Origin of the sequence: Chlorobaculum sp. MV4-Y (assembly GCF_025244685.1) — a bacterium.
Taxonomy (GTDB): Bacteria; Bacteroidota; Chlorobiia; order Chlorobiales; family Chlorobiaceae; genus Chlorobaculum.
In genome coordinates this window covers 1,870,689-1,895,284 of record NZ_CP104202.1, presented here as the reverse complement: position 1 = coordinate 1,895,284, position 24,596 = coordinate 1,870,689, and the positions used below count along the sequence as shown (strand labels likewise).

Here is a 24,596-nt window from a genome sequence, read left to right as displayed (position 1 = left end):
GTTGCCGGTTTTTTCGGTTTCTTCAACCTGAAAATACGTCCAAACAAAGGAGAACATACAATGGCTGAACAAGTGAAACCCGCAGGGGTTAAGCCAAAGGGGACAGTGCCTCCTCCCAAGGGGAACGCACCGGCTCCAAAGGCAAATGGCGCGCCAGGCGGAGCATCGGTCATTAAAGAACAGGATGCCGCCAAGATGAGACGTTTTCTGTTCCAGCGAACAGAAACACGCTCAACGAAGTGGTACCAGATCTTTGATACCGAAAAGATCGATGATGAGCAGGTGGTTGGCGGCCATCTTGCCTTGCTCGGTGTTCTGGGCTTCATCATGGCGATCTACTACATCTCGGGAATCCAGGTTTTTCCCTGGGGCGCTCCGGGTTTCCACGACAACTGGTTCTACCTGACCATCAAGCCAAGGATGGTCTCTCTCGGTATTGATACTTACAGCACCAAGACTGCCGACCTCGAATGGGCGGGCACCAAACTTCTGCTCTGGGCTGGCTATCATTTCCTTGCCGGTTCAGTGCTCATTTTTGGAGGATGGCGTCACTGGACGCACAATTTGACTAACCCCTTCACTGGCCGCTGCGGTAACTTCCGCGATTTCCGTTTCCTCGGCAAGTTCGGTGATGTGGTTTTCAGTGGCACCAGTGCAAAGTCGTACAAAGAGGCTCTCGGGCCACATGCCGTCTACATGTCGCTCCTCTTCCTTGGCTGGGGAATCGTAATGTGGGCTATTCTCGGTTTCGCTCCGATTCCGGATTTCCAGACGATCAACTCCGAGACTTTCATGTCGTTCGTCTTTGCCGTGATCTTCTTCGCTCTCGGCATTTACTGGTGGAACAACCCTCCGAATGCTGCCATTCACCTCAACGATGACATGAAAGCCGCCTTCTCGGTTCACCTCACCGCTATCGGCTACATCAACATCGCTCTTGGTGTTATCGCTTTCGTCGCGTTCCAGCAACCGTCGTTCGCTCCATATTACAAGGAACTCGACAAGCTCGTGTTCTATCTCTATGGCGAGCCGTTCAACCGCGTCAGCTTTAACTTTGTTGAGCAGGGCGGCAAGGTGATCTCCGGTGCCAAGGAGTTCGCGGATTTCCCGGCTTACGCTATTCTTCCCAAGAACGGCGAGTCGTTCGGTATGTCGAGGGTTGTGATCAACCTGATTACCTTTAACCACATCATCTGCGGCGTGCTCTATGTCTTCGCGGGTGTGTATCATGGCGGCCAGTATCTGCTCAAGATCCAGCTCAATGGTATCTACAACCAGATCAAGTCGATCTGGATCACCAAGGGGCGCGATCAGGAAGTTCAGGTCAAGATTCTCGGTACCGTCATGGCGCTTTGTTTCTCGACCATGCTTTCAGTTTATGCTGTTATTGTCTGGAACACCATCTGTGAGCTGAACATCTTCGGCACCAACATCACGATGTCGTTCTACTGGCTCAAGCCGCTGCCGATCTTCCAGTGGATGTTCGCCGATCCGAGTATCAACGACTGGGTGATGGCTCACGTTATCACAGCCGGTTCGCTCTTCTCGCTGATCGCTCTGGTTCGTATCGCCTTCTTTGCCCATACCTCTCCGCTGTGGGATGACCTGGGTCTGAAGAAGAACTCCTACTCCTTCCCTTGCCTTGGTCCGGTCTATGGTGGTACCTGCGGTGTCTCCATTCAGGACCAGCTCTGGTTTGCCATGCTTTGGGGTATCAAAGGTCTGTCCGCAGTCTGCTGGTACATCGATGGCGCATGGATCGCGTCGATGATGTACGGTGTGCCTGCTGCTGATGCAAAGGCTTGGGATTCGATTGCCCACCTGCATCATCACTACACCTCGGGTATCTTCTACTACTTCTGGACTGAGACCGTGACGATCTTCTCCAGCTCGCACCTCTCGACCATTCTTATGATTGGTCACCTGGTGTGGTTCATCAGCTTTGCTGTCTGGTTCGAGGATCGTGGTTCGCGTCTTGAAGGTGCTGACATCCAGACCCGTACTATCCGCTGGCTGGGCAAGAAGTTCCTCAACAGGGACGTGAACTTCCGATTCCCGGTTCTGACCATTTCGGACTCGAAGCTTGCCGGTACCTTCCTGTACTTTGGCGGTACCTTTATGCTTGTCTTCCTGTTCCTTGCCAACGGTTTCTATCAGACCAATTCGCCGCTGCCTCCTCCCGTCAGCCATGCGGCGGTGTCTGGACAGCAGATGCTGGCCCAGCTGGTCGATACGCTGATGAAAATGATTGCGTAACATTCGGTATGAAGGGGCTTTTGCCCCTTCGGCCATCTTGAGCAATAACGTTTACCACGTAAAACAATTTTAGAGAGGGGGGTTTGTATGGCCGAACCTGTTGAAAATAAAAACCAGGAACCTGCACCGGGCGCAAAAGTGCCGCCGAAAGGCGCTCCTGCAGCTCCGAAAGCCGGTGCTCCAGCCGCGCCTAAAGTACAAGCTGCGCCGAAGGCAGGAGCACCAGCGGCAAAAGCTGGCGCCCCCGCCGCAAAACCATCGGGTAAGCCAAGGCTTGCTTCGCTGGGGGTGACTCTCGGGCGTTCCGGTGTTCGTCAGGAGTCTGCGCTTCCATATGTCAAGCCGAAAGCGGCGCCGCCTCCGAAACCGGCGGCACCGGCTGCTAAAGGCGCGCCGGCACCCAAAGGTGCTCCCGCAGCAAAAGCTGCACCGGGTGCTCCGGTAGCCAAAGTTGCTCCGAGAGCCAAGAAGCATTACTTCATTATCGAGAACCTCTGCGTCGGCTGTGGCTTGTGTCTGGACAAATGTCCGCCAAAGGTCAATGCCATCGGATACAAATTCTATGGTGATGTTCAGGAAGGCGGCTTCAGATGCTATATCGATCAGGTAGCCTGCATTTCATGCTCGGCATGTTTCTCGGGAGATGAGTGCCCATCGGGTGCACTGATCGAAGTTCTGCCTGACGGTGAAGTCCTTGATTTTTCCTATACGCCTCCGGAAAGGCTTGATTTTGACCTTCGCTTCCTGCACCGTTTCCATCGCGAAGTCAGATAGTCAGGAAAGGCATTCCGAAACGCACAGAAATCAAAAAGCATTGCTTTGCAAAAAGGCAATGCTTTTTTTATTTGACTCAAGCCCAATTCCCGTTAACTCACAGCAGCGTGCACGATCAGGCAGTACAGAGCAGAAAGAACGGAGCGATCATCTTGAAGACACTGATCATCATACCGACTTACAATGAAGCGGAAAACATAAGACCTCTTGTTGAGGATATTCTCGATCGTTATCCAGAGGGTCTTGAGCTTCTCGTTATCGATGACAGTTCTCCGGATGGTACAGCTGATATTGTCAAGGCGATCATGAAAAATGAGCCGCGTGTCATGCTTTTGTCAAGACCGTCGAAATTGGGGCTTGGCACGGCCTATCTCATGGGATTTCGCTATGCGCTCGAACGTGGGTATGGGCGCGTCATTGAAATGGATGCCGATTTTTCGCATGATCCGGCCTCGATTGCATCACTGATCAAAGCCATGGATGGCGCGGATATGGTTATTGGATCAAGGTACATGAACAACACGGTCAATGTGGTCAACTGGCCGCTGTCGAGGCTCATCCTTTCCAAGTCAGCCAGTATTTACAGCAGATGGATCACCGGTATGCCGGTATCTGATCCAACCAGCGGATTCAAGTGCATCAGCGCCAATGCACTTCGAGTCATAGCGCTTGATCGGGTGCATTCACAAGGCTACTCTTTCCAGATCGAGATCGATTTCCGGGTATGGAAAAAAGGTCTCGTTATCCGTGAGGTGCCGATCATTTTTGTTGACAGAAGCGTAGGTAAATCGAAAATGACCAGGAAAAATATTGTTGAAGCCGTCTGGATGGTCTGGTGGCTGAAATTACTTTCGATCATCGGGCGGCTTTGAACTGGCGAGTGACGTTCGGGGTTGACTTTGGTTGTAGAAAACACATATCGATACACAAAAGGTCCTCAGTGTTTTCATTGGAACTGACATACACGCTTTCATGCAAACCAAACCGGTATGGAATCAACATCATTGCGTGATATGGACGTAAGCCTGAAAAAGCGGGAGCACTTGGTTGTGGAAAAAATGATTCAAATCAACCAAGGAGGTTCCACGCATGAAAACCAGGCATTACAGTACAGAACAGATCATCAGCACCTTAAAGGAAGCCGATTCCGGCATACCGGTCAAGGATCTTTATCGTCAACACGGCCTCAGCGATGCGACGATTGACAACTGGAAATCGAAGTACGGCAGCATGACGGTCAGTGAAGCCAAGCGCAACGCTGTCAGGCACTTGCATGAACACTTCGGGCGGCGTTTTAGAAAGCTCTGTATGCTGATTGGGCTGAGCCGTACAAGTTGGCATGACAAACCCAAACCGGATACCCATGAACCGCTTCGCCAGCGATTACGGGAGTTGGCCGATGAGCGGAAGCGTCGAAAATTCGATAACGCCCCTGCATTCATCGGGAAAGCTCTTGATGCATGGGCGCATCGTCATGGAGTTAAACTGGTGTTCAATCGTCCGGGCAAACCGGTCAACAACACCTCTATTCGAGAGATCATCGGGCAATGGCAGGAGGATGACAATTCGATCCGCCTGCACAGCTCTTCAGGAAGGCTGATACCGGAAGAATTGATGGTTCAGCAAACGGATTTTTACCAAAAAGAAGTGGTCTTATAGACGGGGGCACGTCAGTATTCATTCCCTACTCCACATGTTTGTCGAGCGCGACACCGGTACGAAGCGCTACTTCGAGGAGCCGCTTGCCGAGGCGCTCGACATCTACAACGGTGCCTACCAGCAGATGTCGGGGCTTGGCCGCACTCCTGCTTTCCCGGTAAGGTGATTGTGGAGGATGTCGCCGAGATCGACGACAAAACGATGTTCGTGCTCAAGTTCACCCAAAGCCGCAATCCCGAATGGACCAACAAAACCTTCCTCGCTGAGTTCGACGAAAGTGCTTCGTGGATCGATGATCTCACCCCTGCGTTCGGCGAGGACTTTTTCTTCTACGAGCCGGAGCTGATGCGGCTTTACGGAAGTTGAGCTTCGCGGCGCTCGTCGTCGGTTGTCCGGTTTTCGACGCTCGTCCGCTCGGTGTATATTGATCGTTGCGGCGGGACAAGCCGCCCGTTGCATGCTGTTTGCTTTTTCACTCAATCGTAACTTCAGGAGGGTATCATGGAAGAGTTGAAAGAGGTATTTCCGGGTGTCGAGGTCGAGCGTGATGCCGATGCCCCCACGGAGTCATGCGACGATGAATGCGTCGGCGGCACCGCCAGCACGGCCAACATGAGAGCGACCATGTGAAGGCCTGTGTCCGGATCGATTCATTTTCCTCCGGTGGCGCGACCGGTCGATGAGGTCGCGCCACCGGCCTTCAATTCCGTTTTCCCCATCCTCATGTACTCACGCTCATGCTTCTCCTCCCGATAGAGACCGAAACAGGCCGTTATCTCTATTCCGGCTGGTCGAACCGCATCGTCGAGGTTTCGCGTGACCTTTTTCGCGGGTATGTTTCCGGCGAGTGGGACGAGCGGCAACAAGCCGCCGCGATCCGGGCCGGGCTGATTCCTGAAACGCCTCACGATGTTGTGGTATTCGATCCGGAACTCATTGCCAGCGCCATTGCCGGGCTGAAGCAGAGCGGCCCTGAAATGGTGGTGCTCGGCGTGACCGAGGCGTGCAATTTCAGGTGCGACTACTGCTACTACTCTGGAGCCTACGCCGATTCGCGAGGCCATTCCGGCAAGACGATCTCCATCGAAACGGCGCTCGCCGCCGTGGAGTGGTACTTCGGGTTTCCCCGGAAAGAGTACAGAATCGGATTTTACGGCGGCGAGCCGCTGTTAGAGCTTCCTCTACTCAGAGCTATTGCCGATCATGCCGGGCGTCAAAGGCCCGAGGGGAGCCGGGTGATTTTGGCGCTAACCACCAATGGCTCGCTGTTGAACGACGAGGCGTGCGATTTCCTGGCCGGACTGGATGCCGAAACCTTTGTCAGCATCGATGGCCCGGAGGCGGTGCATGACCGGTATCGCCACGATATTCACGGCAATCCCACCTTCGCGATAGTGCTCGATAATCTCCGGCGCTTCAGGTCGCGGCATCCCGGGTACTTCGACCGGCAGGTCAACTATTCGATCATCATTGCGCCGCCGAATCCTCTGGCAGAAATCGCGGGTTTCATGAAGGAGCACGTCGATCTGTTCGGAGAGAAGATTCCCAAAGTCTCGACGGTTCGTTTGCGTTCAGGCGGTGATGGCGCACCGCTCTTCGCCTCGCCTGATGACACCGCGTTCGATTTCACGACGGTCTGGGACGACTTCATCGGCTCGTGCCTGCGGGGCGAGCGTCCCGCTCCGTTTGCGCGGGCGGTGTGCGAAGCTTCCGTCAAAAAGATTCACCATCGCCCGATGAGCGCTCCCGGCCGCTTCGTCACGACCGGTGGGCAATGCACGCCGGGCAAGCGCTGCTACGTCGATACCGGCGGGGCGTTGCACATGTGCGAGCGGGTCAACACGGCATTCCCGATCGGCTCGGTTGCGACGGGATTCGATGACGAGCGGATCAGCGAGTATCTGCGGCGCTACTCCGGACTGCTTGGCTCGCGCTGCTCCGATTGCTGGGCGGTGAGGCTTTGCCGAAAATGTATTCCCATGTTTGCCGATGGGGAGCGGATGACCGAGTCGTCCCTTGACTCATTGTGCGAGCGGCAGAAAAAGGATCTCGCCTTCAAGTTCGTCCGGTATTGCCGTGGCCGTGAACAGCGGAACGACTGTTTCGACTGGATCGGCCAGGGGTGATCGGTTGTGTTGTCTCGGGGCGTTGATTTTGAGGCGTTTGCGCAAAAAGCAAGGAGACCGCCCGCCCCCTTGCCTTTTGCTGCAATCCGGGAATGTGTTCAGATGCGGCAGAGGTAGTTGCAGCGAATCGCGCCGCCCTCTTGGCGGATGTCTGCCTTGATCTCGGTTTGCGGGTTGACCAGTTCGCGGAGCAGGGCGGTGAAGGTGCCGAGGTAGAAGTTGCCCACCACCGGATGCGACGGGAAGGTGACTTTGACCATGACGTTTGGCGACGGCTTGGAGCCGTAACTGAACTCACCGCTTCCGGCGAAGGTCCAGGCATTTTTGCTGATGGCGAAGAGGAACACCTTGAAAGCCAGGCCCGCCGGAAGCAGCTTCACAATCGTCTGGAACAGGCCGGGAATTCTCACCTTGAGCAGGTATTTCGCGGTGCGTTCGCCCGACTCCTTGAGGATTCCCGCGGTGGCCGTTTCGCCGATCTCTTTTTGCAGGGCGGTGACCAGCGAGTGGAATTTGGACTCTTCGACCATCTCCGATGGCAGGTTGTTGATCAGGTAGCCCTGACCAATCTTTTTCAGAAGTTTCTCGGTTTCGTTTTTCCCATAGGCGGTTTCAAGGGCGCCGACGGTCTGTATGATGGAGTTCGGTCCGATTCGTGATGGGCTGCTGCTCATTGAAAAAATAGAGGTCTTGTTTGTGCGTTGATTGCAGTTATGGTTTCTCGGGCGATTCGGTTCTGTCAAGGCCGGATTGCCGGATCGAGGGAATATCGAGCCTGACATTTTCGGTTGTCCAGCCACCCCTGATCGTTACGGTCAGAGCCGTAAAGGGATCGGACGGCACAAACGGGGTAAGCGATCCGCTGTTCCATTTCGTCATGGGCGAAACTGTTCCGGTGGCCGATGGAATGAATCCGGAAATGGTGTACTCGCCTGCCGGAAGATCGTGGAAACTGAAACTGAATGTGCCATAAGCGTTTGTCTTGGCCACCATACGCTGGCCACTCTCACAGCCGCTGCGACGGGCTTCGACAACAACCGCTGGAACGATTGCCCTTCCAGAGCCGCTGATTTCTCCATACGCTTCTGGGCCGGCGGTGCTGAAGCGCGACTTCACCAATGCTGTTTTTGATGGTTCGCCGACAAGCCCCTTGAGCATACCAGGTCTGACCTGCACCAGGTAGTCCTTGCTGTGCTGGAATCCCTCTGAAGCCACAATGGCGAACGTTCGGCTGTCGATTCGTGAGATGGTGAATGGCACCGGCATCTGCCGGCCTTTTTCGGACAAAGAAAGCGTTACGGCTGGCTTGACCGATGATTCGACCACCGGCAGATTACATTGCAACTCAATCGATGAGCCCGATTCAGGACGGATCGTTTCGGTGATGACGTTGTTTGCTCCGTCAGCCGGTACGATGCTGGCCGACAGTTCCGGGTAGCGTTCCGTGCGGGGATCACCGGAGAATTTCAGTTCTGAAGTCTGGCCTGTGTTTTCGCCGGGCGAGAATCGGAGACGATACCAGGTGCGCCCCTCCATTGGTCCGGTCAGGAGGCGGAACGTGTTGTCCTCACTGCTTTTTGAAGGCGAAAAATAGCCAAGCACAGGTAGAATGGCACCGGTGGCGGTATTCTCGATCCGTATTGCAGACAGGTTGAAGCTTCTTGCGGGAATGGTGTTTTTGAAGGTGATCTCGATTTCCCGGTTGTTGAGCGTGCGGCAAGAGCTCAGAGTGTTTGCCGACCGTGCGTCCGGCGCGAACCGCATTGCAACTCCAGCCATGCCGGTATGCACCGTTGGGCTTGAGGTGACGGCGAATGTCTCCTCCTTGTGATCGAACGTCACATTGCCGACCTCGCCGGTTGTAGCCACAATACGGTAACTGCCTGGAGCGAGATGCTGAAAACGGAACTCGCCAGACGGTCCCGTCTGGGTGATGTAGTCTGGTCTTGCTTCCTGCAAGCGGCTTGACGACGAAGGTGTATAGGCCATCACCGAGACGTCTCGGGCCGGGGCCAGACGGTTTGTCCATACCTGTCCTTCGATCGTCCCCTGATCGATAACCGGGCCGGTTGAAAAGGCGAGCACCCAGCTCCGGTCGAGTTGGTGGTTTCCGTCCAGGCTTTTCAGTGGGGCGCGCAGGGTGAGTGTGTAGGTGCGGTTTTGTTGCAACGGCGAGTATAGCCGGATGTCGGCCTCTTTGCCGTGCATCGTCACCTCATAATCATCAATGCGCGGGGAGAAAAAAATCGATTTCAAAAGATCGGCTCTGCTAACATAGTGGGTAAAGCCGATGCGGATTTTCTCCGGTGAAGTATTGATCGAGGCTGTCGTGGGCAGGGAGCTGGTCACGCTGAGCGACGAACGATCTGGTGGCCCGCCTGTTGGGGGGCGGTCAACGGCGCAGGCGCTGAATAACAGGGGAATCAGAATGGTCGCCAGAATTTTCAGGCCGGGAAATTCTTTCAATGACGTGCTCCCTTCAGAGTTGAAAGCTGCTAAATTGTTTCTCAGCATGAAAATTCTTAAATTAAAAACTGAAGGTATTCTATGAAAGCGATTTGAGAAAAAAATCAGACAGAGTTTGAGATAGATGGCCAGAAGAAATTTCAAGGTTCTTTATGTCTCTGGCGAGGGTTCTCCTTTTGTAAGGCTCAGTTCTCTGGCCGACTACATGGCATCATTTCCCCAGGCGCTCGAAGAGGAAGGATTCGAGGCGCGCATTATGATGCCCAAATACGGTATCATCAACGACCGGAAATTCCGTTTGCATGATGTGCTCAGGCTGTCGGACATCGAAGTTCCTCTCAAGGACAAGACCGATATGCTGCATATAAAGGTTACCGCCCTCCCGTCAAGCAAGATTCAAACCTATTTTCTCTATAACGAGAAATATTTCAAGCGCTACGGACTTTTCTCCGACATTCCGCTCGGAGGCGACCACAAGGGCAGCGCTGAACGAATCATCTTTTTCAGCGTCGGCGTCATGGAGACGCTCGTGCGCCTCGGCTGGCAGCCCGACATTATCCATTGCCACGACTGGCATGCAGGGCTGGTGGCGCTGCTCGCCAAAACGCGATATGCAAAGCATGACTTCTTCAAAAAGGTGAAGGTCGTGCAGACCATTCATAACGTTTACCGCCAGGGCATTTTCCCGTCGAAGGCGTTCCAGAAGCATCTCGATGCAGAGGTGTGTGACGCGCTCGAAATGGATGGCGGTGAGGTCAACCTGCTGGTTACCGGCATCAAACACGCCGATCTGGTTACTACCACGTCGGATCGTTACGCCCGCCAGATCGCGGGTGATCCGGAGCTTTCGTTCGGGTTGGACAAGCCGCTGAAGGCTTGCGGCGACCGTTTCTACGGCATTCTCAACGGCATGGACACCCGCCAGTGGAACCCCTCCTCCGACAAGCTCATCAAGAAACGCTACAGCGCTGAACAGCCCGAGATGAAGCTCGAAGACAAGAAGGTGCTGCTTGAAGAGGTTGGCCTGCCATTTTCCGAAGAGACGCCGGTTGTCGGCGTGATCGGAAGCTTCGATCAATACCAGGGTGCGGAACTTGTCCGGGAAAGCCTTGCAAAGCTTCTCGAACTTGACATTCAGCTCATCGTGTTCGGCTCGGGTTACAAGGAGTTCGACCAGGTGCTCAAAGAGGCCGCAGAGCAAAACGAGGGAAAGATGGCCTTCCAGTCCGAGTTTACCGATGCGTTTTACCACCAGATGATCGCCGGACTTGACATTCTGCTTATGACCTCCCGTATCGAAGCGTGCGGCATGATGCAGATGTTTGCCATGAACTACGGAACCGTGCCGGTCGCCTACGCAGGCGGCGGCATCGTGGACACCATCGAGGAGGTCTCCGGCGACAAGGGGACGGGCTTCATTTTCACCGACTACACTTCCGATGCCCTGATGGCGAAACTTCATGAGGCGCTGGCGATGTTTGCTGACAAGGAGCGCTGGAGCGCGCTGATGCTTGAATGCATGGGGCGCGATTTTTTCATGGAGCACGTCGGCGGGGCAGTACGCCGAACTCTACCGCAATCTGCTGGGCTGAGGTGGTGTGATGGAGTTTGCGAAGGTGCTTTTTCTTGACCGGGATGGAACGATCAACCGCGACATCGGCAGCTACGTCTCGAGCCGCGAAGAGCTTATCCTGATCGACCGGGCTGACGAGGCCATCGCGATTGCGCGCGATGCGGGGTTCCGGATCGTGCTTATCACCAACCAGGCGGGCATCGCCCGTGGCATTGTGACTCCTCGGGATGTCGAGGATGTGAACGACTACCTCAACGAACTGCTGGCCGCGCGCCAGACCTCCTACGACCGCTGCTACTACTGCCCGGCGCATCCCAACTATCCGCATCCCGAGTACGACCGCTTCATCGATCACCGTAAACCCTCGCCCCGCATGGTGGAGCAGGCCATCGCCGACATGCGTGAGGAGGGCATCGAGGTGGATCGTGGCGCCTCGTTTTTCATCGGTGACAAGCTGATCGACGTCGAGTGCGGACAGCGGGCCGGGCTGAAGACGATCCTCGTCAGAACCGGTCACAACGAGGAGTCGCTTTGCGAGCAGCACCAGATTTTTCCGGATCATGTCGCCGACGACCTCTATCAGGCCGTGACTGGCTACATTTTGGGACAGGCATCCCGTTGAGGTGCATTGATGATCTGCCTCTACGTGCACATTCCCTTTTGCCGGGAGCGCTGCCCCTACTGCGATTTTTTTCTTGTCACCAAACCCGGTTTCACCGAGCGCTTTTTCGAGGCGCTTGCTGTGGAGACGGTTTCAAAAGCCTCGCTGATCGAAGGTCAGGCGATCAAGGCGATCCATTTCGGTGGCGGCACACCGTCGCTGGTTTCGCCCTCCTTCATCGATGCTTGGCTGTCGCAGGTTTCCGGTTTTGCCCGAATCTCCGCTGAAACCGAAATCACGCTCGAAGCCAATCCCGAAGATCTTTCGCCCGCCTCGCTTGATGCGCTGAAATCTGTCGGTGTCAACCGCCTCTCCATCGGCGTGCAGTCCTTTTCAGATCGCAAGCTCCAGGCCCTCAGACGGGTGCATTTGGCTGCCGACGCCCGCCGCACGGTTGCCGAAGCGCTCGAACGCTTTCCGTCGGTTAGCATTGACCTGATCTGCGGCGCGGAAGGCGAGGCCTTGGCCGAATGGGAGAGCGACCTTCGCACGGCGCTCGACCTTCGTCCGCAGCACATTTCGGTTTACATGCTTACCCTCGAAGAGAAGACCCGGTTGTGGCGCGATGTGCGCAAAGGCCTCCGCGACCTGCCCGGCGAGGAGACGCAGGCGGCGATGTACCGGATGGCCGCGCCGATGCTTGGCGGCGCGAGGTATCGCCACTACGAAATTTCCAACTTCGCGCTCGAAGGGCACCACTCGCGCTACAACCTCGCGAGCTGGATGCGCGAGCCGTACCTCGGTTTCGGCCCGGCGGCACACAGCTTTCTTGTCGATGGCGACATTGAGACGCGCTTTTCGAACGTGAGCAGCCTGACGCGCTACCTTGCCGATCCCGCCGGAGCGGTCGATTTCCGCGAGACGCTGACCGAAGCGCAGCGCTTCGACGAACAGGTTTTTCTCTCCCTGCGAATCCGCAAACCGCTCGCTGTTGGGTTTTTGCGAAAAGGGCATAAATTAGGGCATCAGCATCTCGATGCCGTGCTTTCCGGGTTACAGGAAAAAGGGTGGATCGAACTTGAAAGCGGCGCGGTGTTGCTCACCAAAGCGGGTTTTCTTTTCGCCGATCTGGTTGCCGCCGAACTGCTTTCGGAGTGACCGCCTGGCTGATACGAATCGTCTAACAACCAGTCCCGAATGAGTCACAGAAACGCGAACCGGATCATCGCCGCCGGTATATTTCTTGTCGCCGAAGCGGTCTATCTCTCCACGATGGCCCCGACCTTCTCGTTCTGGGACTGCGGCGAGGTGATCGCCACCTCCTGCACTCTCGGTATTCCGCATCCCCCCGGCGCTCCGCTTTACCTCTTGGTGGGTCACCTCTTTTCGCTGCTTCCGTTTTTCCACGATATCGGCGCGCGCATCAACTTTTTCAGTACGCTGATCAGCTCGGCGACCATCATGCTGACCTACCTGATCATCGTCCGGTTGATTGCGCTCTATCGCGACTCGAAGCCGGACGGTTGGAGCTTGCATGAACAGATCGCTGCTTACGCAGGCGCGGCGGTGGGTGCTCTGGCGCTCGCCTTTTCTGACAGCTTCTGGTTCAACGCCACGGAAACCGGTCTCTGGGCGGCTTCGTCGCTGTTGACGGCCACCATCTTCTGGATGATGCTTTGCTGGTACGACGAAGAACCCATGCCCGGCAGCGAGCGGTGGCTGCTTGGCGTGATGTACCTGATCGGTCTCTCCATCGGCGTGCACCTGCTTTGCCTGCTCGCGCTCTTCGCACTGGTGCTGATCTACTATTTCAAGAAATATACCGTCGATCTGAAATCGTTCAGCCTGATGACGCTTTTCAGTCTCGGGCTGTTTTTCCTGATCTACAAGCTGATCATCAAGGGCATACCGGTGCTGCTCGTCACCACCTCTTGGTGGGGACTGCTCGCCGTTGTCGCGCTGTTGCTTTCCGGAATCTGGTACAGCCACTGGAAACGCATTCCGTTGATGAATCTCGCCTTGCTCTCGGTGCTCTTGCTCATCCTCGGCTACACCTCTTACCTGCTGATTTTTGTGCGTGCCCATGCCGGTCCGCCGATCAACGAGAATAACCCCTCGACGCTTCAGGCCTTTTTCTCCTACGTCAACCGCGAGCAGTACGGCGAGTGGCCGCTCTGGCCGCGCCGCTGGTCGCCCGAACCGGTCTATCAGTATTTCTACCAGAAGTACTCCAGCGAGTGGGACTACTTCTGGCGCTATCAGCTCGATCACATGTACCTGCGCTATTTCGGCTGGCAGTTTATCGGTCGCTCCTCCGATGTCGAGGGGGCGGTGGTCGATTGGGGACAGCTGTGGGGAGTTCCGTTCCTCGCGGGACTGTTCGGGGCGTGGTGTCATTTCCGGAAAAACTGGAAGATGGCGTTGCCGGTGGCGGTGCTCTTTCTGATGACCGGCGTGATCCTCGTCGTCTATCTCAACCAGCCGGAGCCTCAGCCTCGCGAGCGCGACTACAGCTACGTCGGCAGCTTTTTCGCCTTCTCGCTCTGGATTGGTATTGGCATCGAGCGCCTCTTTGCCTGGATTTCCAGCCGCCTGAAGTCACTGACGCCAACGCACGCCGTCTGGCTGGCCATCGCGGTGGCGGTTTCCGGCCTCCTCTCGATCGACGGGCGGATGCTCATGGCCAACTACCGCACGCACGACCGCTCTGGCAATTACGTGCCGTGGGACTGGGCGTGGAACATTTTGCAGAGTTGCGACAAGGACGCCATCCTCTTTACCAACGGCGATAACGACACCTTTCCGCTCTGGTATTTGCAGGAGGTGGAACGGATCAGAACCGATGTCCGGGTGGTCAATCTCAGTCTGGCCAATACCGGCTGGTACCTGCTGCAACTCAAGCACGACAGCCCGCGGGGTGCCAAACCGGTCAATATCGAAATGCGCGACGACGACCTTGCCAACATCTCCTACGTGCCGGTCGATTCGGTTGAGGTGGCTGTTCCGGCGGGACGCGAGGCGCGAAAGCTCTACGATGACGCCCAACGTTCCGGCGTCGCCCTGCCGGGCGCGCCCTCCGACTCGCTGCGCTGGACGATCAAACCCGCGCTGACGTATCAGGGCCAGGGATTCCTCCGCCCGCAGGACATTGCTGTTTACGCCATCGTAGTTGACAATTTCGGCAAGCGCCCGATCTACTTCGCGCTGACCGTCGATCCCGCCGAAATGACCGGCCTCGACCGCAATCTGCGTCTCGACGGGCTGGTTTATCGCGTTGTGCCACTGAAAAGCGAATCGGCCCTGAGCTTCGCCGATCCCGGCACGCTCTACGGCAATCTGTTCAACGTCTACCGCTATCGCAACACCGGCAACCTCGCCGTCAACATCGACGAGACTTCGCGGAACCTGCTCGGCAACTATCCGCCGCTTTTCGCGCGCCTCGCACTGATGCTCTCCGCTTCGCCGGACGCACCGGTGATGGTTCCTGGCGCTTCCGGCGCTCGCAAAACCGTGCGATCGGGGCGGCTCGCGCTCGACGTGCTCGACCGCTACGCCCGGCTCTTTCCGTTGAGCCGCTACCCGGTTACGCCGAAGCTTGCCGGATCGGTGGCCGCTATGTATGCCGCAGGCGGTGCAAACGAAAAAGCATATCCTTATATTCACTATCTTAAAATGTTGGCGGCCCGTACCAGCGTTGGACAGTATCCCGAACTGTACTTTGCCCTGGCACAGGCTTATCGCGCAGCAGGAAAGGTTCACGAGGCAGATGGCATTATGAAGGAACTCGAAATGGAGCTTCCCGGATTGCAGAGGCGTCTGGATTCACTCAAGCAATAGTTTGTTTTTTCAATGAGCAATATTCATGCTACAGCGGTCATCGGCTCCGGAGCCGTGCTCGGCGAAGGTGTCGAGGTCGGCCCTTACACCGTGATCGAAGATGATGTCGTCATCGGCGATGGCACGGTCATCGGGCCTCATGTCCATATCGCCGACGGGGCGCGCATCGGTAACGAGTGCCGGATTTCGACCGGCGCGGTGCTTTCGACCGCACCTCAGGATCTCAAATACGCCGGGGAGAAGACCTATCTTCACATCGGCGACCGGACGGTCATCCGCGAGTGTGTGACCCTGAACCGCGGCACCAAGGCCAGTGGCAAGACCGTGGTTGGTTCCGACAATCTCATCATGGCTTACGTCCACGCGGGACACGACTGCGTGATCGGCAACCATGTGGTGATTGCCAACTCGGTGCAGTTTGGTGGCCACTGCAACGTTGGCGATTACGTGGTGGTCGGTGGTCTGGCCGGGGTGCATCAGTTCGTCAGGATCGGGCGGTACGCGATGGTTGGCGGCATCTCCCGTGCGGCGCTTGATGTCCCACCCTTTGTCATGGCTGGCGGGCATGCCTCGTTCCGGTACGAGGGACTCAATGTCATCGGCCTGAAGCGGCGTGGTTTCACCTCCGAACAGCTCAGCAACATCAGGGACGCCTACCGCGTCATTTTCCAGTCGGGCCTGCTGCTCTCCACGGCGCTCGAAACCGTGCGCCGCGATCTTCCGCCGACTCCGGAAGTGGTTGAAATCCTCGACTTCTTCGCATCGGGAGTGTACAACCGGAAGTTTCTCAAGCCCTTCAATTCATAAGCAGTTACGGATATGCCATCATGGGCGCTTGGCATCGATCTCGGCGGGACGAACATCAAGGTGGCTGTCGTCGGTGAGTCTGAAGGGATTCTCTTCGAGGATACCCAGCCGACCGATGCCGCCGCCGGCCCTGAGGGCGTCGTTCGGCAACTGGCGTTCATGGCCGACGCGATTTACCAACGAGCTGCCGAGATGCTTGACACCGGCTTTTTTGCAGGGATCGGCCTTGGCGCTCCGGGTGCGGTCGATGCCGAGAAGGGCACGCTCTCCTATCCGCCGAATCTGCCTGGCTGGGGGCGTTACGATCTGCGCGATCAGCTGCAGATGCGTCTCGAACAGGCCTACGGCCTCTTTTCGCCCGTCATCATCGAGAACGACGCCAACGCAGCCGCCTACGGTGAAGCGATTTTTGGCGGCGGCAACGCTTTCCGCGACTTCATGCTGGTGACGCTCGGTACTGGTGTGGGCGGCGGCATCATTCTCGACCGGAAGCTCTATCGCGGCCCCACTGGTACGGCGGGAGAGATTGGTTTCATGATCATCGATTTCGAGGGTGAGCGTGTCCACGCAGGCATTCGGGGTACCATCGAGGGGCTGATCGGCAAGGAACGCATCGTCGAGCTGGCGTGCAGCCCGGAGATGGGGGCATCGCGTTCACCGCGTCTCAATGAACTGTGCAGCCGCGATTTTTCCCGCCTCTCTCCCCGCCATCTCGAACAGGCTGCCAAGGAAGGTGATGCCGCTGCTCTGCGCACGTGGGAGCGGATTGGCACCATTCTCGGCGTCGGGCTGGCCAACATCACCGCCCTGATGGATATCCGCAAGTTTGTGATCGGTGGAGGTATTGCTGCCGCTGGCGAGCTGATTTTCAAGCCGGCCATGATGCAACTGCATCGCTCAACCCTGCCCTCGATGCACGACGGGCTGGAGATCGTTCCGGCGCGGCTTGGCAACAAGGCCGGAATCTACGGCGCGGCGGCGCTCTGTTTCAACTCCGTTCAATCCTCGAATCGCGATGCTTGAGGGGCTGGTGCACCTGCTCTTTCCCGAGGTCTGCACCCTCTGCCAGAAGCCGCTCGGTGAGGGCGAGGAGCACATCTGCGCCGGATGCTTCAATGATTTCAAGCCGTTTCCGTCTGTGCTTGCCGGAGGCGCGGCGCTCAAAAGCACGGTGCGTGCGCACTTTGGCGAGAAGGCGGTTCCATCCGCGGCATGGTGCCTCTACCCTTACCGCAGCAGCGGAAGTCTGCACGAGGCGATGCATGCCATGAAATATGGCGGATTGTTTCCCTTGGGCGAACTGTTCGGCAAGCGGCTCGGAGAGCTTATCCGTCAGGGGAGTGCTCCGGTCGGGTTCGACGCGATCGTGCCGGTGCCGCTGCATCATCTCAAGCGCATCGAGCGCACGTACAACCAGGCCGAAGCGCTTGCCCGCGGCATGGCTGGTCTGCTCGCTCTGCCCGTTTCGACGCGGAGCCTCGAGCGTTGCGTCTATACCGACACGCAGACCGGACTTGGTATAAAGGCACGGCGCGAGAACATGGCGGGAGCTTTTCGTCCAGGACGCGAACGCTGTACTGAAAGAGTGCTGCTGGTGGACGATGTGCTTACGACCGGCGCGACGATGGTGGCTGCTGCGGAAGCACTGAAAGCAGCGGGTGCTGTCGAGGTGGCTTTTGCGACCGTTGCCCTTACCGAAAAGGAGTAGCCGGAGATGGATCTGTTTTACGTTTTGCCGCACCAGCTCGATCTTGAACATGCTCGTGCAGTGATCGACGGCGAAGAGTTCCACCATCTCGCCCGTGTGTTGCGCTGCCAGCCGGGCGACGTGGTGCCTGTGACCGACGGCTCGGGCTTCACGGCGGAGCTGGTGGTCGAAGCCATTGGCAAGCACTCGATCGAAGGCGCGATCCGCAACCCGCGTACGGTGCCGCCGCCGGAAACGCAGGTCACCGTGGCCCTGTCACTCCTGAAGCTGCCGCAGCGCTTCGATCTCTTCCTCGAAAAGGCAACCGAACTGGGTGTCACCCGCATCGTGCCAATGATCACGAAGCGTACTGTTTCGACGCCCGATTCCGGAAAGATCGAACGGAAGATTGAACGCTGGCGTGGCATTGTGCTGTCCGCCGCCCGCCAGAGCCGTCGCTTTCATCTTCCCGAACTTTCACATCCGCTCGCTTTCCGCGAAGCGCTCCGCCTCGACGGCTACGATCTGTGTCTGATCGCCCACGAAAGCGAAAAGGGCTTTCCAGCATTCGAGCCAGCCGGGAAAAAGATACTCTTCCTCGTTGGCGGCGAGGGGGGCTTTACCGATGCAGAAGTCGCCGATGCTGTCGAGGCCGGCTTCACGCCAGTCTCCTTCGGAGAGTCGGTGCTGCGGGCCGAGACCGCCGGAATCTTCGCCGTTGCCCTTGTCCGGGCCAGGCTGCTGGCGGAAGCCGATCCCTCAAAGCGTCTTTGACCGATACTGCTGCGCTCAAATCACTTTTTGCAGTGATGCGCCGGGCAGGTTAAATTGAAGGGAAATTTTCTAACGATGGAGGTTGCCCGACTGCCATGACACGGATGAACACACCGCAATTCAACAAGATCGCCGTTCTGGTTGCGACGCTGTTGATTTCCGCGCTCTTTCTGACGATGATCCGGCAGTTTCTGGTGACGATTCTGCTTGCCAGTATTTTTACGGGACTGGCCTACCCGCTGTTCAGCCGGTTTATCACCCTTTTCAAGGGCCATCGGAGCCTGAGCGCCTCGATGACCATTTTCATCGTTTTCCTCATGGTTTTCCTGCCGCTGGCAGTTGTTTTCACCGTGGTAATTCTGCAGGCCCTTTCTTTGAGCAGCACGGCCATTCCGCTGATTCGCGAACAGCTTCGCGACCCCGAAGGGTTCATGCACATGCTTTCGAGCTTGCCTTTCTACAAGGATATCGAGAGCTATAGCGACCTGATTCTTGAAAAAGCTGCCGAAATTCTCGGCAATCTCGGCTCGTCGGTTCTCAGCAGTTTTTCGGCGATCACCTGGACGGCGATCTACGATCTGGTGCTTTTTATCATCTTCTGGTACACCATGTTCTTTCTGCTCCGGGACGGTCACGAGCTTCTGGAGCGCATCAAGTACTACCTTCCCTTGAACGAGAGTGATCAGAAGCGCCTTTTTGACCGTTTCGTGTCGGTTACAAGAGCCTCGCTGAAAGGCTCGCTCATCATTGGCGTCATTCAGGGGACTCTGGCCGGTTTTGCTTTTTATGTGGCTGGCATCAACCAGGCGGTGTTCTGGGGAGCGATCATGGCGACACTGTCGCTTTTGCCACTTATCGGTTCGCCCATTATCTGGGTTCCGGCAGTCATTATCCTGGCCTTGTCGGGTAACTATACGCAGGCGATCGGCCTCTTTCTCTTTTGCAGTATCATCGTCGGCCAGATTGACAATGTCCTCCGTCCGATTCTGGTCGGGCGCGACACCAGCATGCACGAGCTGTTCATCTTTTTCGGCACACTCGGCGGCATCGGCATGTTTGGCCTGCCCGGATTCATCATTGGCCCGGTCATTGCGGCGCTGTTCGTGACGGTGTGGGACATTTACGGTGAGACCTTTAGCGAGTCGCTGATCGAACGGCGTTCGGGTGGCAGGCCGGCTGCGGGAAGCGATGGATCAGCGCCCTGAGGTCGTGACAAGGCAGCGTGTGAGTAAAACAAAAAAGAGCGGCCCGATGATGAATTCAGGCCGCTCTTTTTTATGAAGTCCGGTCACTCCTGATTCCAATCAGTCAACCCTGACCACCTCTTCGGCGGAGAAAAAGAAGGCGCCTTCGATGGCGGCGTTCTCGGCGGAGTCGGAGCCGTGAATGATGTTTTCGCCCTTGCTGTCGGCATAGAGCTTGCGGACGGTGCCCTCGTCGGCCTGCGCCGGATCGGTTGCGCCGATCAGCGTGCGGAAGTCAGCCACGGCGTTCTCTTTTTCGAGGATCATCGGCACGCACGGGCCGGACGACATGAAATCGACCAGCTCGCCGTAGAAGGGGCGCTCCTTGTGCACGGCGTAAAATGCGCCGGCGGTCTCTTTGGTGAGGCGGGTTTTCTTCATCGCCACGATGCGGAAACCGGCGCGCTCGATCATGTCGGTGACAGCGCCGATAAGCTGCTTGCGCACGCAATCGGGTTTCAGTATGGTAAGGGTACGTTCCATTATTCGGGTCTGCATTTTGTTCTGAAAAGTTTGCCCGCGAAGATACGAAAAAAGATTTGGATTCGGGCAACCTCAGCGTGTCGCATCAATCGTTACGATGCGTCGATGCGGGCGAGCAGATCTTTCATCGGCTGGTAGGTGACCGGCAGAAAGTCGCTGTATGAGAGCAGCACCGTGCCCTGTTCGTCGATGAGCACATAGGCGCGTTGCGCCATGCCGAGAAAGCCGAGTGCGTCATACGCTTTGGCGACCGTGCGCTGCTGGTCGCTCAGGAGCAGGAAGGGGAGTTCGTGCTTTTCGGCAAACTGCTTGTGCGACTCCGGGCTGTCGCCGCTGATGCCGATCACCTCGATTCCCCTGCTGGTGAAGGCCGTGACGTTGTTGCGGTAGTCGCAGAGCTGCGCTGTGCAGACCGGCGTATCGTCGCCAGGGTAAAAGATCAGGAGCACTTTGCGGCCTTTGAACTCCGACAGGGAAACCATTTTGCCCTCGCTGTCGGGAAGCGTGAAATCCGGGGCGATTTTACCTTCTTTGATCATTGCTTTCTATGGTTTGGTTATTTTTTATCGGCGTTTTTTGCCTCCTGTTCAACAAGAATGCGCCCGACCCGCTTTCCGTTCATTTTGATCACCTTGAAGGTGAGGTCGTTCCATCGGACGGAGTCGGAGACCGAGGGCACCTCGCCGAGGCGGGTCATCATGAAGCCGCCCATCGTGTCGTAACGGGGTTCGCCCTCGTCGAAGAATTTGTCGGCTTCGAGGTTGAAGGCCGCGAGAAACTCATCGACCGGCACCATGCCATCGACCAGCCAGGTGCGCTCGCTTCTGCGCACGATGCGTTTCTGGTCGCCCTCGACATCGTCCGCCGGCACGTCGCCGACGATGCTTTCGAGTACGTCGGTGAGGGTGATGGCTCCCTGTACCGAGCCGTGTTCGTCGATCACCAGCGCCAGTTGCGCGCGGTTTTTCTTGAAAAGTTCAAGCACATGGAAGGCTGGTACCGATTCGGGCACGAAGAGCGGTGGCTTCATTGATGCCCTTATTGCTTCCCGAATGCTGCCGCCTTTCGACGAGAGGCTGAAGTTGACCAGGTCGAGCGACCTGACGACGCCCTGAAGTTCGTCGAGGCTTCCCTTCGCCACCGGAAAGCGCGAGCGGCCGCTGGCCTTGATCCGCGCGACCAGCTCCTCGTCAGGTCTTTCCAGGTCGAGCCACTCGATCGCGCTGCGTGGCGTCATGATGGCGCTGGCCCGCTTGTCGCTCATGCGGAAAATTCTCGAAATCATCTCGTACTCGACCGATTCAAACACCCCCTTCTTGGTGCCCTGCCGGATCATGAGCATCACATCTTCGTCGCTGATCTGGGGCTTTTCGTCTGCCTCCATGCCGAGTGTCCGGAGCAGCATGGATGCCGAAGCGTCGGCGAGAAACGCTGCCGGAAAGGTGATTGCGCAGAGTTTGTCGATGAATCCGGAGATTTTTACCGCGATAGACTCGGGATGGCGGAGGGCGAATTTTTTCGGAAGCAGTCCGCCGATCACGTGAGTCAGGTAAGCGAGTGATGCAATGACGACCGTGAGCGCAAGAGGATGGCGGTAGGGCTCAAGTATGGCGAGACGGCTGAACAGCGCCGCGAGTGGTTCGGCAAAAAAAAGTCCGCCCAAAACGCTCGTCAGGGTGGTGATCAGGGTGGTGGTTACTTTGATGGATGAGAGGAATCTGGCAGCATTGTCCTGAAGTTTCAGTGCGACCGTTGCCGATGGGCATCCCGCTTCCCGCAGCTCGCGCAGGCGGGCCGGGCTCGAAGAGATGATGGCGAACTCCGCCAGAGAGAGGACTCCTTCGAAGAGGATCAGCAGGATGATGATGATCGCTTCTGCGCTTTGGGGACTCATAAGTTAAGGTTCAGTGACCCGGCATGTTATGCTTTGATATATCTCAAGATACAGCAATACCTTCACATAACCGGTTTGGTGTTTTGAACGTTTCATTGAAAGGCGTTGCCATTGTCAGAGCGATGATGCTTGCCCGGCGGCGAATTTCTGTGTAAAATCAAAATAACACATCATTACTCTTCCGGTTCGCTATGAAAACTGTTCGATCGTTGTGCCTGCGCAGCCTCTTGTCGCTCTGCTTTGTGCTACCGCTTTTTTCGTGCAGCCATCAGGGGCAGGACGCGGATACTGCTTCCCTGTACGAAGAGGCGGCTCGCTTCTATCGGCTCAAGAAGTATCCGGATGCACTTGACCGCTACGATCGGGCACTGGCCGCAGATACCCTGAATGGGTTCAGTCAGAAGGCTCTGGATGCGCTTTGCCGGAAGAGCCGGATCGAGTTTCTTACCGGGCGTTACTCCGGTGCATTCCGCACTTGGGATGCTATCCGGCGGCATGGCGGCAAAACCCTGCCTGATTCGCTGCACACCGCTGTAGCGCTCGATACGGGAAGAATGTATGCCGAGCTTGGCATGTACGGTCAGGCAGCATCGGTCATGGCTTCGCTCAGAAATCCTGATGCATGGCAGCTCTTTGATGAGGCGCGTCTTTTGTTCAGGGCAGGAAAGATCATTGATGCCTTGCGTATCTATACGAGACTTTCGACTTCAGATGATAATGCCATCAAAATATCGGGTCTTTCCGGGATTCTCGATTGTGCCCTGACGGGTAGAGTAGCCGGTCTCGATACGCCGGACAATCTGGCAGGAAAGATCGCCATGATTTCAGGCCGGGTGACAAAGATGAATGCGTCTCCGGAGGTGAAGATCAAGGCGTTGCGTATTGCAGCCAAGAGTCTCCAGCAAATGGAAAAGCAGCGTCCGAACGCCAGCTATCTGTTGTTTCGCGCGCTGGCCATTGCACAAGAGGCCGGTTATCCCAGGCTTGTGGCCATCCTCCAGTATGAATCCAACAACATCATTGTCCGTAAACCTGATACGTATCGCAGCGTCATCGAATATTTTGGGCAGAGAAACATGCCATTTGCGAAAGTTGCGGCGCTCTTCATGCTTGGCCGTTCTGTCGAGCTTCCTCCCGCCGAGCGGATCGAAGCATACCGGCTCGGGCTTGCTGCCTGTCAGCATTACGGTATACCCGCCACGGCTACCGACTATGTCACCCTTGAGCGGGAGGCGGCTGGTGAGCTTGGCGATCTTCTGGCTGCTGAAAGACGGTACATCGAGCTTTTCGACGCCAGCGCCATGGCTGACTACCTGGAGCAGCGGCGTCTGGTACATGCAGGTATTGCCGGATTCCGTTTGCCGCCGGGCCATGAAGCTGTGCAAAACGAGATCATTGAACTGACCAGGGATATTTCAGGATTGCTCCAGCGAAAGATCAACATACTTGAAGATGGGACGGGTTTTGCGCTTGCTCCTGTTGTTGACAAGGCTATCAGGGAGAAGCAGGGGCGGCTGATCGAGCTGATAGCGGAGGCGTCCAAAGTTGACAGCGCGGTTTCCGAGCGGTTGCAGCCCCGGCTTCTCACCTTACGCACGCTTCAGAAACACCTTCGCTCAGACGAGGCGCTGATCAGATTTTTTGTCAGGGACTCGCTTTCGACCTCGATGCTGGTCAGCAGCAGGGAGTTGCAGATTGTCACCGCGAAAGTGCCGGGAGCGCAGGTCAGGGACCGCTTTGCCACGCTGCGGCAGCGGCTGGCCTCTGCCAGCCCGAATCTCGAGGCGATACTTGCCGACGATGATGATCGCCGGTGGTTGAGCGACACGCTTCTACAATCGATGGGTGATCGCCTCTCTGATTACCGGCACATTATCTTCGTTTCACGAACTGCGGAGCCGTTTCACTTGCTTGGTCGGGGCCCTATGCTCGGCACTGATCATCAGGTTTCATGGCTTTTTTCTGCTGGCGAATCGCTTTTGTATGTAGCCGTTAAACCACAAGGTGATATTGTGTTTTTCGATGCGTCAAGTCCTGAGAAGGCCGCGATTTACAAGCTGTTTCATCCGGGAGACCAGCTGTTTCTTTCCTGGAAACCGATGCAGGAAAATGAGCATGTCAGCCTGAAACAACTCCTGAAAAAGGCATCCGAATCCGGAGCATCGGGTTCGGATATTCTGAAAAAAGCTGTACAGCATGCCGGTCCGATGGGTACTCAAGCCTGGCTATGGCTCGGCCCTTACGGTGCCGAATGATTTTTCCCTCTAAGGGGCTGATATAATGATGTAATGCTGGTATAGCATTCGTCGCGTGGATTAAGCAGGAGCGCCTTGTGGTTTGTTGTCATTTCGTAACAGGCAGTAGTGCTTTTTGCCGCATTTCACAGCTGAATCTCTGCGGTGTGCTGATTATTAC

General features: G+C 56.5%; 21 protein-coding genes and 1 pseudogene. 17 read left to right on the top strand and 5 right to left on the bottom strand.

Annotated features, from left to right (window positions below):
• The first annotated feature begins 60 nt into the window (after positions 1-60).
• The 7 genes from NY406_RS09330 (at position 61) to NY406_RS09300 (ending at position 6,815) form a co-directional block, all read left to right on the top strand.
• Positions 61-2,256 carry a photosystem I reaction center subunit IX gene (locus NY406_RS09330; protein WP_260533909.1) on the top strand — a complete coding sequence of 732 codons (2,196 nt, stop codon included), beginning with the start codon at positions 61-63 and terminating at the stop codon, positions 2,254-2,256.
• Between the two features lie 87 nt (positions 2,257-2,343).
• On the top strand, positions 2,344-3,030 hold the full coding sequence (locus NY406_RS09325; protein ID WP_260533908.1) for an indolepyruvate ferredoxin oxidoreductase subunit alpha: 687 nt from the start codon (positions 2,344-2,346) through the stop codon (positions 3,028-3,030).
• A gap of 149 nt (positions 3,031-3,179) precedes the next feature.
• Positions 3,180-3,902, top strand: a complete 723-nt coding sequence (locus tag NY406_RS09320; RefSeq protein WP_260633787.1) for a polyprenol monophosphomannose synthase — start codon at positions 3,180-3,182, stop codon at positions 3,900-3,902.
• A 217-nt stretch (positions 3,903-4,119) separates the two neighbouring features.
• Positions 4,120-4,689, top strand: a complete 570-nt coding sequence (locus tag NY406_RS09315) for a transposase (RefSeq protein WP_260533907.1) — start codon at positions 4,120-4,122, stop codon at positions 4,687-4,689.
• 34 nt (positions 4,690-4,723) lie between these two features.
• Positions 4,724-4,855, top strand: a complete 132-nt coding sequence (locus tag NY406_RS09310) for a hypothetical protein (protein WP_260533906.1) — start codon at positions 4,724-4,726, stop codon at positions 4,853-4,855.
• Entirely contained in the window at positions 4,852-5,055 is a 204-nt protein-coding gene (locus NY406_RS09305; RefSeq protein ID WP_260533905.1) for a hypothetical protein, read from the top strand. Before NY406_RS09310 ends, NY406_RS09305 begins: the two co-directional genes overlap by 4 nt.
• 371 nt (positions 5,056-5,426) lie before the next feature.
• Positions 5,427-6,815, top strand: a complete 1,389-nt coding sequence (locus NY406_RS09300) for a radical SAM protein (RefSeq protein WP_260533904.1) — start codon at positions 5,427-5,429, stop codon at positions 6,813-6,815.
• 98 nt (positions 6,816-6,913) lie between these two features.
• Here the strand turns inward: NY406_RS09300 and bchJ are convergent, their stop codons facing one another.
• Both bchJ and NY406_RS09290 read right to left on the bottom strand, forming a co-directional pair.
• On the bottom strand, positions 6,914-7,489 hold the full coding sequence (gene bchJ / locus NY406_RS09295; protein ID WP_260533903.1) for a bacteriochlorophyll 4-vinyl reductase: 576 nt from the start codon (positions 7,487-7,489) through the stop codon (positions 6,914-6,916).
• Between the two features lie 37 nt (positions 7,490-7,526).
• Complete coding sequence (locus tag NY406_RS09290) at positions 7,527-9,281, bottom strand: Ig-like domain-containing protein (RefSeq protein ID WP_260533902.1); 1,755 nt, start codon at positions 9,279-9,281, stop codon at positions 7,527-7,529.
• Between the two features lie 124 nt (positions 9,282-9,405).
• Between NY406_RS09290 and NY406_RS09285 the strand changes: the two are divergent.
• The 9 genes and pseudogenes from NY406_RS09285 (at position 9,406) to NY406_RS09245 (ending at position 19,765) form a co-directional block, all read left to right on the top strand.
• Positions 9,406-10,873: pseudogene (locus NY406_RS09285) on the top strand (starch synthase).
• 9 nt (positions 10,874-10,882) lie between these two features.
• On the top strand, positions 10,883-11,476 hold the full coding sequence (locus NY406_RS09280; RefSeq protein ID WP_260533901.1) for a D-glycero-alpha-D-manno-heptose-1,7-bisphosphate 7-phosphatase: 594 nt from the start codon (positions 10,883-10,885) through the stop codon (positions 11,474-11,476).
• Positions 11,477-11,485: 9 nt separating this feature from the next.
• Positions 11,486-12,613, top strand: a complete 1,128-nt coding sequence (gene hemW / locus NY406_RS09275; protein WP_260533899.1) for a radical SAM family heme chaperone HemW — start codon at positions 11,486-11,488, stop codon at positions 12,611-12,613.
• 39 nt (positions 12,614-12,652) lie between these two features.
• Positions 12,653-15,292: a DUF2723 domain-containing protein gene (locus NY406_RS09270; protein ID WP_260533897.1), complete on the top strand. Its 2,640-nt coding sequence runs from the start codon at positions 12,653-12,655 to the stop codon at positions 15,290-15,292.
• A 12-nt stretch (positions 15,293-15,304) separates the two neighbouring features.
• Entirely contained in the window at positions 15,305-16,099 is a 795-nt protein-coding gene (gene lpxA / locus NY406_RS09265; RefSeq protein WP_260533895.1) for an acyl-ACP--UDP-N-acetylglucosamine O-acyltransferase, read from the top strand.
• A gap of 12 nt (positions 16,100-16,111) precedes the next feature.
• Positions 16,112-17,122, top strand: a complete 1,011-nt coding sequence (locus NY406_RS09260) for an ROK family protein (protein WP_260533893.1) — start codon at positions 16,112-16,114, stop codon at positions 17,120-17,122.
• Complete coding sequence (locus tag NY406_RS09255; protein ID WP_260533891.1) at positions 17,115-17,807, top strand: ComF family protein; 693 nt, start codon at positions 17,115-17,117, stop codon at positions 17,805-17,807. The genes NY406_RS09260 and NY406_RS09255 overlap by 8 nt, the downstream gene beginning before the upstream one ends.
• Before the next feature lie 6 nt (positions 17,808-17,813).
• The gene (locus tag NY406_RS09250; protein ID WP_260533889.1) at positions 17,814-18,560 is read left to right on the top strand and encodes a 16S rRNA (uracil(1498)-N(3))-methyltransferase; all 747 of its coding nucleotides are present in this window, start codon (positions 17,814-17,816) and stop codon (positions 18,558-18,560) included.
• Positions 18,561-18,664: 104 nt separating this feature from the next.
• A complete protein-coding gene (locus NY406_RS09245; RefSeq protein WP_260633786.1) occupies positions 18,665-19,765 on the top strand; it encodes an AI-2E family transporter in 1,101 nt (366 codons plus the stop codon).
• 99 nt (positions 19,766-19,864) lie between these two features.
• Here the strand turns inward: NY406_RS09245 and NY406_RS09240 are convergent, their stop codons facing one another.
• The 3 genes from NY406_RS09240 to NY406_RS09230 all read right to left on the bottom strand — a co-directional run bounded on the left by NY406_RS09240 (position 19,865) and on the right by NY406_RS09230 (position 22,181).
• Positions 19,865-20,287, bottom strand: coding sequence for a nucleoside-diphosphate kinase (locus tag NY406_RS09240; protein WP_260533887.1), 423 nt, complete (start codon positions 20,285-20,287; stop codon positions 19,865-19,867).
• Positions 20,288-20,379: 92 nt separating this feature from the next.
• Positions 20,380-20,826: a peroxiredoxin gene (locus tag NY406_RS09235; protein ID WP_260533885.1), complete on the bottom strand. Its 447-nt coding sequence runs from the start codon at positions 20,824-20,826 to the stop codon at positions 20,380-20,382.
• A 17-nt stretch (positions 20,827-20,843) separates the two neighbouring features.
• Positions 20,844-22,181 (bottom strand): hemolysin family protein, encoded by a 1,338-nt coding sequence (locus tag NY406_RS09230; RefSeq protein ID WP_260533883.1) that lies wholly within the window; start codon positions 22,179-22,181, stop codon positions 20,844-20,846.
• 191 nt (positions 22,182-22,372) lie between these two features.
• On the opposite strand from NY406_RS09230, the gene NY406_RS09225 reads away from it, so the two are divergent.
• On the top strand, positions 22,373-24,436 hold the full coding sequence (locus NY406_RS09225) for a tetratricopeptide repeat protein (protein ID WP_260533881.1): 2,064 nt from the start codon (positions 22,373-22,375) through the stop codon (positions 24,434-24,436).
• Positions 24,437-24,596: the final 160 nt, after the last annotated feature.